13 protein-coding genes are annotated in these 16325 nt (G+C 43.9%); 9 read left to right on the top strand and 4 right to left on the bottom strand.

Going from position 1 to position 16325, the window contains the following annotated elements; genetic code table 11:
* The first annotated feature begins 3 nt into the window (after positions 1-3).
* From CCS02_RS06910 to CCS02_RS06895, 4 genes are all read left to right on the top strand, one after another.
* Complete coding sequence (locus CCS02_RS06910; protein WP_100636203.1) at positions 4-1053, top strand: Ldh family oxidoreductase; 1050 nt, start codon at positions 4-6, stop codon at positions 1051-1053.
* Positions 1054-1187: 134 nt separating this feature from the next.
* Positions 1188-2144: a TRAP transporter substrate-binding protein gene (locus CCS02_RS06905; RefSeq protein WP_100636202.1), complete on the top strand. Its 957-nt coding sequence runs from the start codon at positions 1188-1190 to the stop codon at positions 2142-2144.
* Between the two features lie 64 nt (positions 2145-2208).
* Positions 2209-2754, top strand: a complete 546-nt coding sequence (locus CCS02_RS06900) for a TRAP transporter small permease (RefSeq protein WP_100636201.1) — start codon at positions 2209-2211, stop codon at positions 2752-2754.
* Complete coding sequence (locus tag CCS02_RS06895; protein WP_100636200.1) at positions 2754-4028, top strand: TRAP transporter large permease; 1275 nt, start codon at positions 2754-2756, stop codon at positions 4026-4028. The genes CCS02_RS06900 and CCS02_RS06895 overlap by 1 nt, the downstream gene beginning before the upstream one ends.
* A gap of 46 nt (positions 4029-4074) precedes the next feature.
* Here CCS02_RS06895 and CCS02_RS06890 read toward each other — a convergent pair whose 3' ends face one another.
* On the bottom strand, positions 4075-5016 hold the full coding sequence (locus CCS02_RS06890; RefSeq protein ID WP_100636199.1) for a LysR substrate-binding domain-containing protein: 942 nt from the start codon (positions 5014-5016) through the stop codon (positions 4075-4077).
* A 118-nt stretch (positions 5017-5134) separates the two neighbouring features.
* Between CCS02_RS06890 and CCS02_RS06885 the strand changes: the two genes are divergently transcribed.
* The gene (locus tag CCS02_RS06885) at positions 5135-5338 is read left to right on the top strand and encodes a hypothetical protein (RefSeq protein ID WP_100636198.1); all 204 of its coding nucleotides are present in this window, start codon (positions 5135-5137) and stop codon (positions 5336-5338) included.
* A 186-nt stretch (positions 5339-5524) separates the two neighbouring features.
* On the opposite strand, the gene gabT is transcribed toward CCS02_RS06885, so the two are convergent.
* Entirely contained in the window at positions 5525-6802 is a 1278-nt protein-coding gene (gene gabT / locus CCS02_RS06880; RefSeq protein WP_100636292.1) for a 4-aminobutyrate--2-oxoglutarate transaminase, read from the bottom strand.
* A gap of 94 nt (positions 6803-6896) precedes the next feature.
* Positions 6897-8363 (bottom strand): NAD-dependent succinate-semialdehyde dehydrogenase, encoded by a 1467-nt coding sequence (locus CCS02_RS06875; protein WP_100636197.1) that lies wholly within the window; start codon positions 8361-8363, stop codon positions 6897-6899.
* A gap of 299 nt (positions 8364-8662) precedes the next feature.
* Between CCS02_RS06875 and CCS02_RS06870 the strand changes: the two genes are divergently transcribed.
* From CCS02_RS06870 to CCS02_RS06855, 4 genes are all read left to right on the top strand, one after another.
* Positions 8663-9559: a Fe(3+) dicitrate ABC transporter substrate-binding protein gene (locus CCS02_RS06870; RefSeq protein ID WP_198432077.1), complete on the top strand. Its 897-nt coding sequence runs from the start codon at positions 8663-8665 to the stop codon at positions 9557-9559.
* Between the two features lie 218 nt (positions 9560-9777).
* Positions 9778-11826 carry a TonB-dependent receptor gene (locus tag CCS02_RS06865; protein ID WP_084122289.1) on the top strand — a complete coding sequence of 683 codons (2049 nt, stop codon included), beginning with the start codon at positions 9778-9780 and terminating at the stop codon, positions 11824-11826.
* A gap of 46 nt (positions 11827-11872) precedes the next feature.
* Complete coding sequence (locus CCS02_RS06860; RefSeq protein ID WP_100636196.1) at positions 11873-13984, top strand: TonB-dependent receptor family protein; 2112 nt, start codon at positions 11873-11875, stop codon at positions 13982-13984.
* 159 nt (positions 13985-14143) lie between these two features.
* Positions 14144-14812: a GntR family transcriptional regulator gene (locus CCS02_RS06855; protein WP_100636195.1), complete on the top strand. Its 669-nt coding sequence runs from the start codon at positions 14144-14146 to the stop codon at positions 14810-14812.
* A 218-nt stretch (positions 14813-15030) separates the two neighbouring features.
* Here the strand turns inward: CCS02_RS06855 and CCS02_RS06850 are convergent, their stop codons facing one another.
* Positions 15031-16281, bottom strand: a complete 1251-nt coding sequence (locus CCS02_RS06850) for an NAD(P)/FAD-dependent oxidoreductase (RefSeq protein ID WP_232728837.1) — start codon at positions 16279-16281, stop codon at positions 15031-15033.
* Between the last annotated feature and the right edge of the window lie 44 nt (positions 16282-16325).

The raw sequence follows: 16325 nt of genomic DNA, 5'->3' as shown, positions 1-16325 counted from the left end.
AAAATGAAATTTACTTATTTCAATCGTAACGAATTAAAATCATTAGGAACCAAATTATTAAGTCAATATGGAATGCCTGATGATAGGGCAAGTATCACTGCAGAGTTATTAATTCAAAGCGATGAGCTAGGTTTTACCACTCACGGATTATCTTTAATTCCATACTATATTCCGGAGTTACAAGCAGGAAAGATGCAAGAGGCTGATGATGTTGTGGTCGTTAACGATACAGGGTCAACATTTGTATGGAATGCACAGTATCTTCCAGGAATCTGGATGATGAACAAGGCAATGGATGAGGCGTTTTCACGAGTAAAAGAACATGGCGTCGTCACAGCATCAATTAATCGAGCACATCATATTGGCTGCCTATCAACTTACGTTAAATTAGCCACTGATAAGAACTTAATTTGTATTGTTTCAACGTCTGATCCAGCAGGTAAACTTGTCGCTCCGTTTGGAGGTATTGATCCTGTTTTGACTCCTAACCCTTGGGCAATTGGTTACCCAACAAGTGGCGATCCTGTGATCATTGATACTGTGACTTCTATTTGTACTTTTTCTAAAGTCAGAGAGCATTTAAATACTGGCTTACCTATGCCTTACCCAATGCTGCAAGATAAGAATGGAAATGAAACTACGGATGCCACAGTCATTAATGATGGTGGCGCAATCCTTCCTATTGGTGGCACTGATTATGGCCATAGAGGTTACTGCTTTAGCATTATGGTCGAAATGCTCACTCAAGGACTGTCTGGTCATGGCCGAGCAGATGATGTTTCTCGATGGGGTGGTAATGTTTATATTCAATTGATTGATCCAGAAGCTTTTGCTGGCTTAGAAGCCTTTAAAGAGCAAATGGATAAATTGACTGAGCTATGTCTAGCTTCTCGCCCAAGAGAAGAAGGTAAACCTGTTCGAGTGCCAGGACAATTTGGACTTTCTTGTGTTAAACAGTCAAAAACTCAAGGCATCCGGTTAAATGATGAAACATTAGACCGTCTCAAGCAATCAGCCGAAGCCGCAGGAATAGAGTTCCCTAAATCGATTTAGAAATCCCTTTAAACATTATCTTAACAACACTCATTATTAATGCCTGTCTGCTTTATGCAGCAGGTATTTTCAGGCAGATAATGAGAAAAAGATAACCCAATAGCATCAATCTAATAATAAAAACGGAGTTCACCATGATTAAACCAATGTTAAAAGTCGCCGTCATGTCATCTATCTTGTTGGCTGGGCTAGCTCAAGCTGCTGATGTTACGTTGAAATTTGGCTATCCAGCCAACGAAGACAATATTTGGCACAAAGCTGCTTTGAAATTTAAAGAAGTCGCAGAAACAAAATCGAATGGCCGTATTGACGTTAAGCTTTATCCTAATGAGCAGTTAGGCAAAGAAATGGATGTTATTAATAGCATTCAGCTTGGTACAGCGGATATGACCATAACGGGTGAATCGCTACAAAACTGGGCACCAAAAGCGGCATTGATGGCAGTTCCTTATGCTTTTACCAGCTCTGAACAGCTGACAAAAGCCGTTGATGGCGAAGTTGGTAAAGAAATTAGTGAGCAGATTTCTGAGCGTACAGGACTTAAACCTATTGCGTGGTTCGAGCGTGGTCCTCGTCATTTAACCTCCAACCGTAAAATTCAATCTCCGAGTGATTTGGATGGTTTGAAGTTGCGAGTGCCTAACGTGCCTCTGTTTGTAAAAACCTGGCAAGCACTAGGGGCTAAACCAATCCCTATGGCATTTAGCGAAGTATTTACTGCCTTGCAGCAGAATACGATTGATGGGCAAGAGAACCCACTAAGTTTGATCAATAGTGCGAGTTTCTACGAAGTTCAGAAATATGTGAACTTAACAGGTCACGTTCGTAGCTGGATTTATGTGGTGATTGGCCAAGACAAGCTAAACAGTATGCCTGCCGATTTGCGAGACATCGTTCTGGACGCTGGTAAGCAAATGCAAAGCTATGAACACAGCATGTTTGCTGCAGATGAAGCACAATTGCGTTCTACTCTAGAAGCTCGTGGGATGGAGTTTGTGCAGCCAGATCTTGAAGCGTTCAAAGCGGCAGCTCAAAAAGCAGTACAAGATGCTCTAACTCCTGAACAACTTGCGCTTTATAACAAAATCTAAATCCGTTTAAGACCGCCTATTTTCGCTTTTATAGCGAAAATAGGCCCTTTTGGAGAGAAATACGATGAGTATCTCATCTCAAACCAATAACCCAAGAGATTTTGTGGGCAAGCTGGAAGCAAGTATTCAGTGGTTGCTACACATCATTGATTGGGTATTTTCTGTATTAGCTGTATCTGCATTATTGGCGATTACTGCGGTGGTTATGCTGCAAGTAATCTCGCGTTTCTTGTTGCCTAGCTCCCCTATTTGGACAGAAGAGCTGTCTCGCTATTTATTTGTTTATCTTATAGTGATGGGTTCTGGATTAGTGATTCGACATAATCGCCATGTGCGTCTAGAACTGTATCAAGGTGCTTTAAATCGATTCTGGAATAAGGTATATCAAATTTTCTGCCATGTATTGGCGGGGAGCTTTGCTATTTATATTCTGCCTTATGCCATCAAATACGCTCAAATAGGACGTTGGCAGACCTCTCCTGCTTTAGAAGTTCCTATGTACTGGGCATTCCTATCGGTGACTTTTTTCTTCGCGTTAACGGCATTTTATAGCTTTATGAGTGCACTGCTTGTTCTGCTTGAACGTGATGACCAAGGAGTAGCGTCATAATGGAAGTCATTTTACTGTTTCTCGTATTCTTTTTACTGCTTTTTGTGGGCGTACCAATCGTGTTTTGCCTAGGTATCGCATCGCTTACTTATTTAACTATGGCAGGGATTCCTTTAACCATAGTGCCTCAGCGTTTGTACGCAGGTATGGATTCCTTTGTTTTGCTCTGTATCCCCGGCTTTATTCTGGCTGGCAATTTAATGAACGTCGGTAATATTACCGATTATATTATTCGGTTCAGTAATGCCTTGTTAGGTCACATTCGTGGCGGCCTTGGACTGGCGAATGTTGGCGGCTCAATGATCTTTGGCGGTATTTCTGGTACTGCTGTGGCGGATACGGCGAGCATTGGCGCTGTGATGATTCCAGGTATGGCTCGAAGTGGTTACGACAAACCCTTTGCGGCGGCGGTAACGGCCGCATCATCGACGATTGGACCGATCATCCCACCTAGTGTTCCTATGATTATTGTGGGTTCATTAAGCGGTATTTCCGTTGGCAAAATGTTTTTAGCAGGTGTCGTCCCTGGCATTATGCTAGGGCTAGCAATGATGATAACGGCTTATATTATTGCTGTGAAACGCCAATATCCTCGTGAAAAACGTGCCACGTTAAAAGAAATTTACATCGTTGGGAAAGGTGCTTTTTGGGCGCTATTGATGACCTTCATTATCCTGTACGGGATTATTGGTGGACTATTTACACCAACGGAAGCCTCTATTATGGCAAGCCTATACGCATTTATTGTCGGTATGTTTGTTTATAAAGGCCTGACTTGGAAGAACCTTCCGAAACTATTAGTGGACACGGTTTTAAGCTCAACCAGTTTGTTGTTGCTGGTGGGCATGGCAAATTTATTTGGTTGGATTCTTACCAGCGAACAAATTCCACAGATGTTAGCGGGCGCGATATTTAGCATTAGTGAAAATCCATTAGTAGTGATTCTAATCATCAATATCGTGTTATTGATTGTGGGTGGTTTTATGGAAACCATCGCGGCTCTGATTATCCTTTTTCCGACTTTGTTAAAAGTGGCAGAAGGTATTGGTATGGATCCGATTCACTTTGGCGTGATGGCAGTGCTTAATCTGATTATCGGCTTAACAACGCCACCAGTTGGTGTTTGTTTGTTTGTAGCTGCAGGAATCAGTGAACTGCCAATGACAACCATTGTAAAAGCGATTTGGCCTTTCTTACTTTGTAACCTTTTTGTACTTTTACTTGTTTCTTATATCCCAGCCATTTCATTGTGGCTGCCTTCCTTGTTGGGCTAACGTTGCCATACAGAGGCGATTCCATCTGAACGTGGTCGCCTCTTTTTTAAGGCCAAGGCAGTGACTGGTGAGGACCTTTTTTTATGGGAGCATCATTCTGTCCGTTACTTTCTTCTCTTAACCAATCGACAAAGGCTTCAATTCGAGCTCTTCTCGGCGAGTTTTTCGCGTAGTTGACGTAAAAGTTAATCTTATGACTTAGCAAATGAGGGAAAGCTTGTACTAGTACTCCTTGCTCTAGCTCTTCTTGCACCATAAACCTTGGGCATAAGAATACACCGTGACCCGCTTTTACCGCGCTTATTCCCATGTACCAAGAGTTCACTTCTGCCCAGAGTAATTTTTTACTGCGCAGTGGCGAGATCTGTTGCTCTGCAAACCATGCTTCCCAACGATAAATAGGAGTATCGACTTGTATAAGCCAGCATTTGAGTAAATCTGTCGGATGTTCAAATGAGATGCTTTTCGCTAATTCTGGTGCGCAAATTGGAATGATATCGGAAGATAAAAGCAGGCTCTGAGAAATATTATCTTGATGATTAATAAGGTTATCAATACTAATATCGATTTTGCCCGAGTGGATGTCTTCGCGCTCATCAGAAGAGAACAGTTTGACGTTGATATTTTGGTGTAAGTGGGAAAAGCGCCATAACTTTGGCATCAACCATAAGGACACAAAGCTTTGTAGTCCTGAAACGAGCAATGTTCCTTCAAGCGGTTCGAGTTTAACGCTTTCTAAGCCTTTTCCTATATGTTCAAACGCTTGATCTAGATGTTCTGCTAGAACTTGTCCTTGGCTGGTGAGGCGCATGTCGCGACCAGAGCGGTAGAATAGCACTACACCAAGATAATCTTCTAATAAACGAATTTGCTGGCTCACAGCCGCTTGTGATACATGCAGTTGCTTTGCGGCTTTAGTGTAGCTCAATGTTTGGCTTGCCACCGAAAAATAATGTGCTGCTTTGAGGTGAGTAACGCGATTGCTCATAAGCTAGTATCCAAAATAAAAGCCATAAGATTTTCTAATCTTATTTGTAAGAATATAGCATTCGTTTTTACCTCTTTTTAGCGACACAATAAAGCTCTTATCAGCAGGAGGTGTGAGTATGTGGACGTTATTGTTGTGGTTGAATCAGAAAATAGTAGCAAGCTATGAGTTGCTAAAGAGTAAGTATCAAGCACAAAAAGCCAGACGTATCACGAGAAAACAAATGGCTATGACTCGACATCTACCGGCTTATCTGCGCCGTGATATGGGGCTTCCACCCTACACGGAACGCGAAGAGACAGGATCCAAAGATTTTCAGTAATTTCTCAAATTATCTAATGAATACTGTTGTTTTCAACTTCAGCATTCAGCGCTGCAAATAAAAAAATCCGCATAAAAAAAGCCACCGTGTTACCACAGTGGCTTGGAGCAAGAATCATTCTTGCAAGCGGAAGTGTTACTTATCAAAAAGAAAGCTGTTCAAATACAGCGACTCAAATAAAGCAGCTTATACAAGCTCTTTAAAGCAGCGTTTGAAGATTTCCATGCCTTCGTCAATGATCTCCATTTCGATGGTCAAAGCGGGTAAGAAACGAATAACGTTGCCGCGAATACCACAAGACAAAAGCACTAAACCATTTTCAGACGCTTTTGCAGACAGTTTTTTCGCAAGCTCTGGATAAGGCTTATTCACATCGCCGTCATGTACGAATTCCACTGCGATCATCGCGCCTGAGTTACGTACGTCACCGATAATGTTTGGAAAGTCAGCTTGAAGCGCTTTTAGATGCTCAACAAAACGTTTGCCGATTAGCGTCGCACGTTCGCATAGTTTCTCTTCTTCGATAACATCAAAAACGGCTAGGCCAGTAGCACAACCAATAGGAGAGCCACCGTAAGTGCCGCCTAAACCGCCAGGAATTGGCGCATCCATGATGTCTGCTTTACCGACAACAGCGGCTAAAGGGATACCGCCTGCGATGCCTTTAGCTGTGGTCATAAGATCGGCTTCGATGCCTGCTTGTTCATGGCAAAACATAGTACCAGTTCGAGCAAAGCCAGACTGAATTTCATCAAGGACTAACAGCATTCCGTGATCGTCACATAGCTTACGAAGCTTTTGTAGGAAGCTTGCTGATGCTTGGTAGAAACCACCCTCGCCTTGTACTGGTTCAATGATGATAGCGGCAACACGAGATGGCTCGATGTCGCAAGTAAAACGTAACTGTAGATCCGCTAGAGCTTGTTCTTCTGTTATACCTAGGTAATCATTTGGGTAAGGGATATGGAAAATATCGCTTGGGAAAGGGCCAAAACCGATTTTGTAAGGGTTCACTTTGCCTGTTAGACCCATGGTCATGTTAGTACGACCATGGTAACCGCCGTTAAACGCAATGATGCCAGGACGACCCGTGTGAGCGCGAGCAATCTTCACACAGTTTTCTACCGCTTCCGCGCCCGTTGTGACGAAGATAGATTTTTTCGGTGTATTGCCTGGCGCCGCCGCGTTTAGCTTCTCAGCCAACGCCACAGCAGATTCGTATGGGCTGACCATCACACAGGTGTGACAGAAACGCTCTATTTGCGCCAATGTCGCAGCTTTTACTTTTGGATGGTTATGGCCCGTGTTAACAACGGCGATACCTGCACCAAAGTCGATATATCGTTTGCCTTCCACGTCCCAGATTTCTGCATTTAGAGCACGGTCAACATACACTGGTGCCATGTTAGCTTGGCCACGAGCGATGGCACTTTCTTTGCGTTTTTGTAGATCAGCGTTTTTCATTTTGTCTTTCACCTTTAGAGCAAGCTCTATGTACATGAAGCGGCGCCAGCACCGCTTGTTAATTTAGATAAGAGAGGTTGAGTAAGGTAGAACCTTACGCCAAGCCGCCCATGCACAAGTATTTGATTTCAACGTATTCGTCGATGCCGTACTGAGAACCTTCACGGCCGCTACCAGATTCTTTCACACCACCGAATGGCGCTACTTCACTGGAAATAATGCCTTCGTTGATGCCAACCATGCCGTATTCCAAGGCTTCAGATACACGCCAGATACGCGCAATATTTTGGGAATAGAAGTAAGATGCCAAGCCAAATGGGGTATTGTTTGCCATGGCAACGGCTTCATCTTCGGTTTTAAATTTGAACAGCGGAGCAACTGGGCCAAAGATCTCGTTAGAGAAAATGTCCATATCTTCGGTAACGCCAGTCAAAATGGTTGGTTCGAAGAACTGGGCGCCAGCAGCCGTGGCTTTTGAGCCACCAATTAGCGCTTTCGCGCCTTTTGCTATAGCGTCGCCAACAAGTTGTTCAACTTTGCTGATCGCCGCTGGATTGATTAGCGGACCAATGTTGACGCCTTCAGCAAAACCATCACCAGTTTTGAAGGTGGCAACACGTTTAGCCAGCTTCTCTGCGAAAATATCGTACACGCCTTCTTGCACTAAAATTCGGTTCGCGCAAACACAGGTTTGGCCTGCATTACGGTATTTAGATGCAATCGCGCCTTCTACTGCGGCATCTAGGTCGGCATCGTCAAACACGATGAAAGGTGCGTTGCCGCCCAGCTCCATCGAAGTACGTTTAACCGTTTGCGCGCATTGAGAAAGCAACAACTTGCCGACTGGTGTAGAACCGGTGAAAGATAATTTACGCACGGTTGGATGGCCTGTTAATACGCCGCCAATAGCTTTTGCATCTTTACCGACAACAACGCTCAATACGCCTGCTGGAATGCCTGCTTGATGCGCAAGTTCAGCCAGAGCCAAAGCACACAAAGGGGTTTCGTCAGAAGGCTTGATGACAATCGCACAACCTGCTGCAAGCGCAGGACCTGCTTTACGAGTGATCATGGCTATTGGAAAATTCCATGGCGTAATTGCCGCCACCACACCAATAGGCTGTTTAATAGTTAATACGCGCTTGTCTTTGGCGAAAGTAGGAATAACATCACCATTCAAACGACGTGCTTCATCTGCAAACCAATCAATAAAAGACGCGCCATAAGCCACTTCGCCTTTCGCTTCAGCAAACGGTTTACCTTGCTCCAAGGTCATCAAGGTCGCTAAGTCGTCTTGGTTGTCCAGAATGAGTTGGTTCCAACGACGCAATAGTGTCGCGCGCTCTTTCGCTGTGCGACCTTGCCATTCTTTTTGCGCTTTTTCGGCAGCTTCAACGGCAAGCGTTGTCTCTTCTGCGCCTAAATCCGCAACATCGATAATGTGTTCGCCATTCGCCGGGTTTGTAATTGCGAAGGTCTTGCCAGACTTGGCTTCTACCCATTCGCCACCAATGTACGAGCGGCTTTTAAGTAGAGAAGGTTGAGATAGTATCGCTGTCATAAAACACTCCAGACTAGACTGCGGAGAATGGTTAGTAAGTGCGCTTCGAAACGCTGCACTTTTAATACCAATCGATAGTAGGCAATGGCTACAGTTTGAAAAATGAGAAGCTATCAACTCAATGTTTGAAGTTATTCAAACATTAGGCTGTTAGCGTTAGTGCGAAGGTTTTTAATAAAAGTTGTAAGTGGAGCAATGAAAGCTTTCTGAATGCCAAATGGATTATTTCGTTGTTAAAAATGAAATTGATAGCGATTCTCTTTTGAAATATGATGCGATATCAAAAAAAGAGCCGTCTTATGCTGTTTCGCCATGTATCTATTTATGTAATTTCTCTTTTATTGTCATTATCTTCTTGGGCCTATCCAAGCATTCAAGATGAAAATGGTACTTTTACGCTTCCCAGCGAGCCTAAGCGCATTGTTGTTTTAGAGTTGTCTTTTGTGGATGCGCTTGTTGCGGTTGGTCTCTCTCCAATTGGCATTGCGGATGATAATGACCCTAATAATTTACTCCCAGAAGTTAAGGCGAAACTGAAACCTTGGACCTCTCTAGGAATGCGATCACAACCAAGTATGGAGAGAATTGCCGAACTACAGCCAGACTTAATTATCGCGGATTTTCAGCGGCACGCGGCGGCCTACGATAATCTATCCCGCATTGCCCCAACTTTGCTGCTAAAAAGCCGTGGTGAAAGCTATTTAGACAGTCTTGCGTCTGCTGAAAAGATTGGAATTATTGTTAATAAAAACGCAGAAATGCAGGCAAGGCTTAGCGAACATAAAGCCATCATGGCTAGCTATCGAAAGGTATTTGAAAAAATGACGTCGGTCGGAAGTGTACAGTTTGCGATTGTTAGTGCTCGGGGCATGTGGTTGCATGGGCCAGACTCATACGCTGGCGGGGTGTTAAATGCTCTGGGATTAGCCAGTCCAATTCCTGATGATGGCAACATGCCATATTTAGCCAATAGCCTAGAATTATTACTCAAGGTGAATCCTGATTGGTTGTTGATCGGCTCATATGGTAATCACACGGTCCTGGATGATTGGCGTACTAACCCATTGTTTCAGTTACTTACCGCAGAGAAGAAAAATCAACTTATCAAAGTCTCACCCGAGTTATGGTCTTTAAACCGAGGCATTCTTGCTGCAGAAGGGATAGCTAAAGATCTCAACCGGGTTCTGTCCCCCTAAAATCATTATTTATTAATCTATTACCTCCTCAAATGGCGTTTACCCTGATTCTACTCACTTTATATTTTCTTTTGTAAAACACGTTGCGCAAGTTGCAACGTGCCATTTCTGTTTGTAAATGATAATGATATGTGTTCTTATTATTGAAAAGTAAATGTATGTAAGTTTACTTGTCCTACGCATTTCATCTCAATATTCAATATTTGTGGAAAACAATAATGATAATCAAATCTTTCATTTTGACGCCTTTGGCTGTCGCTATTTCTTTGGCTTCTTTTTCTGCCCTCGCTCAAGACGGTAATGTTGGAGATTTATCTGAATCTGTGCCAGATGAAGTTATTCCTTTGGTGGTTCAAGGTTATAAAGGGTATGCGCAGGAATTACCGACATCGGGTAGTAAATCTGATGCTGAATGGTTAGATATTCCACAATCTGTATCCGTTGTAACGGATACAGAAATGAAAGATCGTGGTGCGGTCAGACTGGTTGACGCATTAGATGGTGTTGCGGGTGTTAACAATACGCTGGGTGAAGGCAGCCGAGATCAGTTTGTGATTCGGGGTTTTGATGCGATTCGAGATATTTACCGAGATGGCTTAAGAGACGATGGTAATTTGCAGTCGTATCGTAGTTTAGCCAACGTAGAACAGGTAGAAATAGTCAAAGGCCCTGCTGGAGCCTTGTACGGACGAGGCTCCGCCGGCGGTATTATTAACCTAGTTACAAAACGAGCCAATGGCGATGAATTTACGCGTTTATCCACCAGCTATGGCAGTAACGATAAGTTCTCAGGCTCAATCGATACGTCAACTAAATTAACCGACACCATTAATGGCCGCCTTAACGTAGAAGTACGTCGTTCGAACTCTTTTGTCGATTATGTTAATTCAGACGATTATTTTATCGCTCCAACATTTCAATTTAAGCCATCGGATGATCATACGGTCAATTTAGATATCGAAGTCATGCATCAAAACCTTGTGCCTTATCGCGGCATACCATCTAAAGATGGCAAGCCAGTGGATGTCTCTCGTCACACATTTTTTGGTAGTAAAAACGATTACCAAGAATCTGACAGCGTTAGAGTAGCGATAGACGATGAGCTTAAGTTTGGTCCTGATATTACATGGAACAATCGAGTTGCCTTTACAAGAGTGACTTTGGAGCAACAAGGCACTCGACAAACCACATCAGCAGTAACCAGTGCCAATACAGTGGCTCAAACGGTGAACGATTTTGGCTACGACCCTCGTACTACGGCGACACTTCAGTCCGAGTTGAAATGGGATGTAGGCAATCAGCAATTATTATTTGGTGCAGATTACAATCAAATCGATATTGATTTGAACTTAAGAAATCAAAGTTTGCCAGCAAAAAGCATTGATGACCCTATAGCAGATAACGTTGCTAGCCCAGGCTTTCCCGCCTCTCGAGAGAATACGACTAAAACCATCGGTTTATATGTCCAAGATATTGTTACGCTAGGTGATTGGTCATTCACCGGGAATATTCGTCAAGATCATATGGATTTAGATCAAACGACAGCAGCCGGTGTTAAAAGTAATAATGACGATGATAAGACCAGTTATCGTCTTGGTGCGGTTTATCGTATTACCGACAATATGTCTGCTTATACAACCTTCGCCAAATCATGGCAGTTACCTTATGGCGGTAGCTTTATTAGCCCTACGCTTGCTGAATTCTACTCCACGAAATTAAAAGAAGTGGGGGTTAAAGCTTACTTGCTTGATGACGCTTTAATGCTAAATGCGGCAGTGTTCCAAATTGATCAAGAGCAGCCTCAAACTGACACGAACGGCTTTATTGTCAACAAAAACCAAGAGCGCCATCGAGGGATCGAACTTGAAGCTCGTGGACAATTAACCAAGCAATTAAGCGCAACGGCTAGTTATACCTACCTTGATGCAGAAGATCGCGACACAGGTAAAAAACCAAACGATGTGTCCGATCAGCTTATTTCTCTAGGCACGACTTATCAACTTAACGATACATGGCGTTTTGGCGGCAGCGTGAAATATGTGGGAGACCGTTACGCTGGTAACAACGAAGCCGTAGATCTAGGCGACTACACCACAGTCAACGCCATGGCGTCTTATCAAACCGGCAAACATCGTGTGCAATTTAATGCATACAACATTTTTGATGAAAAGTATTACCTAGGCTCCACAGATGGCACATCCGGTATCAACTCGATTGGCTACGGCTCACCAGCTGAGTTCATGGTCAGTTACAGCTATGAGCTATAAATCAGAAAATGTTGTCATTCCTACCTCCTAAAGGAAACGTTTTTATATGTTTATCCAAGAATCGTCTGTTTTAAGTAGTACGACATTCCGCTATTCAATTTTGGCCTGTTCTATGATGTTTGGCTTGTCTGCTCAAGCGGCTAGCGACGTGACAGAATTAAAGGCACTTACAGTTAACGCGAGTGTAATTGGTGAATCAAAAGAATCGGACGTAAAAGAATACGCAGGTAGCCGGACTGTTATTTCTGCTGAACAGATGACTAAAACAGCAGCAAAATCCATTGATGATGCTCTACAGCAAGTTCCGGGTGTAAAAGTACAAGATGAAACCGGAACGGGTGTGTTACCGAATGTCTCTGTTCGTGGTTTGAGTGCCAGCCGTAGTGGACAAGCTCAGTTTTTAATGGATGGAGTGCCATTAACACTCGCACCTTACGGTCACACTGGACAGTCCGTTTTCCCTGCAACCTTGTCATCATTAGAGCGTATTGATGTGGTTCGCGGTGGGGCTGCGGTTCAATATGGTCCTAATAACGTCGGCGGTGTGATTAACTTGGTGACTAAGTCAATTCCGAGAGAATGGGAGTCGAAAATTAGCAATAGAATCACTGGATTTGAGCACAGCAGTAATATGCTGAATAACTTGTATTTGCGTACTGGCGGTTGGGTGACGGATGATTTTGCTATACAGGTTGAAGCAAATACTCAAAATGGTGAAAGTGCTCGTGATCACTCCGATACCGATATCCAGAATTTCCAAATTAAAACCGATTGGTTAATCAGTGATACCCAGGAACTACAAGCGTTTGTACAGCGTTATGATGCCGATACGCAAATGCCGGGAGCGCTATCGCCACAAGCATATAAAGAAGATAGAACGCAGTCTCAGCGAACCAACGATACTTATGAAGCCGATGCCACACGTTGGCATTTAAAGTTTTTACAAGATTTAGACTGGGGCAACGCCGCGCAATTTGAAGTACTGACCTTTGGTCATCGTGATACACGCAATTTTGTATGGGGTTACAACGGAACTTCTGGCGTAGCTTGGTCTGATCCACGGTTTGCTTCTACTGATATCCGTAACTCGCCTCGTGAATTCAATGTGTTTGGGGTGGAGCCCAAATTATCTGTGGCATTTGGTTCACCTGAGTCAGTGACGCAAAACCTTATTGTAGGTATGCGTTATGTGAACGAAGACATCGATTATCAATTACGCCAAACTTCAATTTCTACAGGTGCGGTAACGGTACCTCGTGATTGGCAAATGGATACGGATGCGGTTGCAGCTTATGTGAGTGATGAAGTTGGTTTGATGAATAATCGCTTGAAAGTCACACCAGGTGTCCGTTTTGAATCGGTTCATATGAATTATCAAGATAATGGTACGACCAAGGAACAGAGAAGCAATCAGATTAACGAAGCCTTACCTGGATTGACGGTTGCTTATAGCTTGACGGATGACTGGGTGTCTTACGCCAATGCACAAAAATCCTTGCGTGCACCGCAGATTTCATCAATCCGTGGCGATGGAAATAAAGACGGCGAATTGTCCTGGAACTATGAAGTCGGCGCGCGTTATACCCATGGACGAAACGCTTTTAATGTCGCTTTGTATCGAATTGATTATAAAGATCAGCTGGAATGGATTGCTGGAGAACAAACCTTTGAAAATGCGGGTAAAACTCTTCACCAAGGCGTTGAGTTATCCGGTCGCTATGGGCCAGAATCTTTGCCTGACTTGAGTTTAGGTTTGGCTTATACCTACCTAGATGCGACTTATGAAGAAGGTGCGAATAAAGGTAATCAGCTGATTGACGCTTCAAAACATCAGCTTTCTTGGGATGCGAGTTATAACTTTGCTGGTTACCAATCTACTGTGTCTGGCTATTACTACAGTGACGCTTTCTCTGATGCGAGTAACACGACTGAGGAAGATGCTAATGGATCGACAGGTAAAATTCCGTCTTATACGGTTTGGAATCTTAACGTCAGCAAAGATCTTTATGAAGCGGGTAAAACCAAGTTGAGTATTGATGTCGCTGTAAACAACGTATTTGATAAGGAATACTACTTCCGCGGCGTTGATACCAGTCCTGTTGGTCGTTACCCTGCCCTAGGCCGTACTTATAGCGTGACAGGTAATCTTACGTTCTAAATGCATCGATCGGCTTAAAATAATTTAAGATATGAGCTATAAAAAAAGCGCCGTTAACCTCACGTTAGCGGCGCTTTTGCGTATAATAGCCCAATCTTCCACACTTTAGATTGTGAAGTGTTTAGGCCGCGAAGGCTTAGCTCACGAAGGAGTAAGAGATTGGCGCAGAAAAGAGCTGTGGTTCGTCAGAGTTTTCCCGATATTATTGCGGCAGATTTGCGTCAGCGTATTTTGTCTGGTGACCTTGCTGAAGGTGAACTCATTCGTCAGGAGTTATTGGCGGAAGAATACGATGTCTCGCGCATGCCAATTCGTGAAGCGTTGAAGCGTCTTGATGCAGAAGGGCTGGTGGTGTTTACCAACAACCGTGGCGCCACCGTGACCAAACATACTTTAGAAGAAATCGCTGAAATCTTTGATGTACGAATGATGCTAGAGGTGGATCTTTTCACTCGTGCTATCCCCTTGATGCAAGGCGAACATTTTGAGCTCTGCGAGAGTATTCTTAAAGAGATGGAATTGTCCTATCAAAGTGGCGATGTCGCGGCTTGGGGACCTTTAAATGCAAGGTTTCATAGTGCACTTTATGCTGCTTCCGACAGGAAACTCACAAGTAACTTATTAGAGCGTGCAAGCTTACAATCCAATCGCTATGTGAGTATGCACATTGATCAGTTGAATAAGTCAAAAAGCGCCCAGCAAGATCATAGCGATTTACTAATGCTAGCTCGCCAACGAAACGTCAATGCAGCCGCAGACAAGCTCCGCTCTCATATTGAAAATACCAAGTTCCAAGTGCTTGAATGGATTACCGCAGCGCGGCGGTAGCGTCCCTAACCGCTCTAATGTAGGTCGGCCTTCAGGCCGTCAAAAAATCTGATAACACCAAATCCAAGTCCCTGACGCGCTAAAGCACGACCTACAAAAAATGATAAAAACCAATCACATGTAGGTCGGCCTTCAGGCCGTCAAAAAACTGATAACACCAAACCGAAGCTCTTTACGCGCTAAAGCACGCTAGAACTTTTTCAAAACCTTAAAACAGACTAAAACCGAGTGGCTGAAAATGGCGTAAGGTCAATATCTGGAGCCTGAGTATTGGCAAGTGCCGCGACGAGCTCAGCGGTTCCTGCGGATTGAGTCAGTCCTAAATGTCCATGTCCAAAAGCGTAAATCACCCGTTGAGATCGACTGGAATAACTGATTACCGGAAGGCTGTCTGGCATAGAAGGACGAAAGCCCATCCACTGTTTACCTCCGTTAACTTTTAAACCGGGTAAGAAATTAGCTGCTTTTTCTAGTAAGACATCAGCACGTTGATAGTTAGGAGCTAAGTTTAAACCACCTAGCTCAACCGCACCGCCAACACGTACGCCTTCACCTATTTTTGTTACCACAAAGCCATGATTACTAAAGGTTATATGTGTCTTCAAATCGAATGCACCAGTTGGCAAGGTCGTGTTGTATCCTCGTTCCGTATCTAATGGCAAACTGTCACCAATAGATCGCGCTAAAGTTTTTGACCAAGCCCCTGCAGCTAGAACAACTTGGCTTGTTTCATAGTCGGCCGCATCGCTTTTTAAGGTTACTCTATCGTTATTCACTTCAATGGAATCAATCGATGCAATGGCAATTCTACCGCCAAGTTTTTCAAACTCTTCAGCTAAATGTTTAGTCCATTCGGCAGGGTCGCAGACGTTTTTCCACTCCGGAGTAAAGGCCGCATGGGTAAATCGGGGGTGAATGCCGGGCTGGACTTTGGCGATAGCGTCTGGACTGAGTAAAAATTCATAGATTACGCCATGTTGTTGTCGCGTTTGCCAACCAGCAAGACTGGCATTGAATTCTGCTTCACCTTCGTAAAGTTGTAACTGCCCTTCTCGACGAATCATAGCTTCGCCATTTACTGCTTGAATTTGGCGTTCAAGAGCTGCTTTAGAAAAATCCATCAAACTGGCTTGTGCCGCCAACGCTGCTTGATATTTGTCTTGCCAGCTGGCACGCCAGAAACGCAGCATCCAAGGGAGAATTTTCAACGCGTAAGCGGGACGCAATGATAAAGGGCCGAGGGGGTCGATCAACCACTTTGGTGCTTTGCGCATAATGCCTGGCGTGGCGAGAGGAATTACATCCGCAAAGGCAAACGCTCCTGCATTGCCGGACGATGTTTCTGCAGCAACACCTTTCCGATCCAATACAAGCACTTGTCGGCCTTCAGATTGCAGTTTTAGCGCAATACTAATGCCGATAATCCCTGCTCCAATAACAATCACATCCTGATTTTTTGTCATGTCCATTTTGGGTTCACCAATTATTTCTAACCAATTATTTGAAGTCTAGC

The organism is Marinomonas sp. ef1, from assembly GCF_002806845.1.
GTDB lineage: Bacteria > Pseudomonadota > Gammaproteobacteria > Pseudomonadales > Marinomonadaceae > Marinomonas > Marinomonas polaris.
This window is presented reverse-complemented; position numbering and strand designations above follow the sequence as displayed.